This is a genomic window from Salipiger sp., assembly GCF_059781815.1.
The window spans coordinates 1-2,469 of the sequence record NZ_JBYNAH010000324.1 but is presented as its reverse complement, the minus strand read 5'-3'; the positions used below and the strand labels follow the sequence as shown (position 1 = coordinate 2,469).

Sequence of the window (2,469 nt, the reverse complement as noted above, 5' to 3'; positions counted from 1 at the left end):
CAAATATGGCTCTGGCACCGGCACCAACTTCTCGAGCCTGCGCGCCGAGAATGAGCGCCTCTCGGGCGGCGGCAAGTCCTCGGGCCTGATGGGCTTCCTCAAGATCGGCGACCGCGCCGCTGGCGCGATCAAGTCGGGCGGCACCACGCGCCGCGCCGCCAAGATGGTCATCGTCGATGCCGATCACCCGGATATCGAGGATTTCATCAACTGGAAGGTCAAGGAAGAGCAGAAGGTGGCCAGCATCGTCGCCGGCTCGAAGATGCACGAAAAGATGCTCAACGCCATCTTCGACGCGATCCGGTCGTGGGACGGGCTCGAGAGCGATGCCTACGAGGCCAACGCCAACACCGCGCTGAAAAAGGCGATCCGCGAGGCCAAGAAGGTCGCGATCCCCGAGACCTACATCAAGCGCGTGCTCGACTATGCCAAGCAGGGCTATGCCTCGATCGAGTTCCCGACCTATGACACCGACTGGGACAGCGAGGCCTATGCCACCGTCTCGGGCCAGAACTCCAACAACTCGATCCGCGTCACCGATGCCTTCCTCGAGGCGGTCCGGACCGGCGCGCCCTGGGAGCTGGTGCGCCGCACCGATGGCAGCGTCGCCAAGACCGTCGACGCCAAGGAGCTGTGGGAGCAGATCGGCCACGCGGCCTGGGCCTGCGCCGATCCGGGCATCCAGTTCCACGACACCGTCAACGCCTGGCACACCTGCCCGGCAGATGGCGAGATCCGCGGCTCGAACCCGTGCTCGGAATACATGTTCCTCGACGACACGGCCTGCAACCTCGCCTCGATGAACCTGCTGACCTTCCTCAAGGGCGGCAAGTTCGATGCAGAGAGCTACATGCACGCCACGCGTCTGTGGACGCTGACGCTGGAAATCTCGGTGCTGATGGCGCAGTTCCCGTCGAAGGAAATCGCCCAGCTCTCCTACGATTTCCGCACCCTCGGCCTCGGCTACGCCAATATCGGCGGCCTGCTGATGAATATGGGCTACAGCTATGACAGCGACGAGGGCCGCGCGCTCTGTGGGGCGCTGACCGCGCTGATGACCGGCGTGAGCTACGCCACCTCGGCCGAGATCGCCGGCGAGCTTGGCAGCTTCCCGGGTTACGAGCGCAACGCCGAGCACATGCTGCGCGTCATCCGCAACCACCGCACCGCCGCCTATGGCAAGACCGACGGCTACGAGGGGCTGGCGGTCAAGCCGGTGGCGCTCGACCACGGCAACTGCCCGGATCAGGACCTGATCGCGCTGGCGAAATCGGCCTGGGACGAGGCGCTGCGCCTCGGCGAGCAGCACGGCTACCGCAACGCGCAGGTCTCGGTGATCGCGCCCACCGGCACCATCGGCCTCGTCATGGATTGCGACACCACCGGCATCGAGCCCGACTTCGCGCTGGTGAAGTTCAAGAAGCTCGCCGGTGGCGGCTACTTCAAGATCATCAACCGCTCGGTGCCCTCGGCGCTCGAGAAGCTGGGTTACAGCTCCAGCCAGATCGAGGAGATCGTGGGCTACGCGGTCGGTCACGGCACGCTCGGCAACGCGCCCGGCATCAACCACACCGCGCTGATAGGCCACGGCTTCGGCCCGGCCCAGATCGAGAAGGTCGAGCGCGCGCTCGGCACCGCCTTCGACATCCGCTTCGTGTTCAACCAGTGGACGCTGGGCGAGGAGTTCTGCCGCGACGGGCTTGGCATCCCGACCGAGAAGCTCTCGGACCCGACCTTCGACCTGCTGAAGCATCTGGGCTTCAGCAAGGCCGATATCGAGGCCGCCAATGACCATGTCTGCGGCACCATGACCCTCGAGGGGGCGCCGCATCTCAAGGCCGAGCACCTGTCGATCTTCGACTGTGCAAACCCCTGTGGAAAGAAGGGCAAGCGCTACCTCTCGGTCAACAGCCACATCCACATGATGGCCGCCGCGCAAAGCTTTATTTCCGGGGCGATTTCCAAAACCATCAACATGCCGAACTCGGCCACCGTCGAGGATTGCCAGAAGGCCTATGAACTGTCCTGGTCGCTGGGGGTAAAGGCCAACGCGCTCTACCGCGACGGCTCCAAGCTGAGCCAGCCGCTCGCCGCGGCGCTGGTCGAGGATGACGACGACGCGCTCGAGACCCTCGAGACCGGCACGCCGCAGGAGAAGGCGCAGGTCATCGCCGAGAAGATCGTCGAGAAGGTGGTGGTCAAGGAGGTCATCCGCGCCGGCCGCACCAAGATGCCCGAGCGCCGCAAGGGCTATACCCAGAAGGCCATCGTCGGCGGCCACAAGGTCTATCTCCGCACCGGGGAATACGAGGACGGCAACCTCGGCGAGATCTTCATCGACATGCACAAGGAAGGCGCCGGCTTCCGCGCCATGATGAACAACTTCGCCATCGCGGTGTCGGTCGGTCTGCAATACGGCGTGCCGCTGGAGGAGTTCGTCGACGCCTTCACCTTCACCAAGTTCGAGCC

Annotated in this window: 1 protein-coding gene; it reads left to right on the top strand. The window is 64.8% G+C overall.

Going from position 1 to position 2,469, the window contains the following annotated elements:
• A partial coding sequence (locus tag AC6RA4_RS23915; RefSeq protein WP_500164575.1) for an adenosylcobalamin-dependent ribonucleoside-diphosphate reductase occupies window positions 1-2,469 on the top strand: 2,469 nt, incomplete at both ends.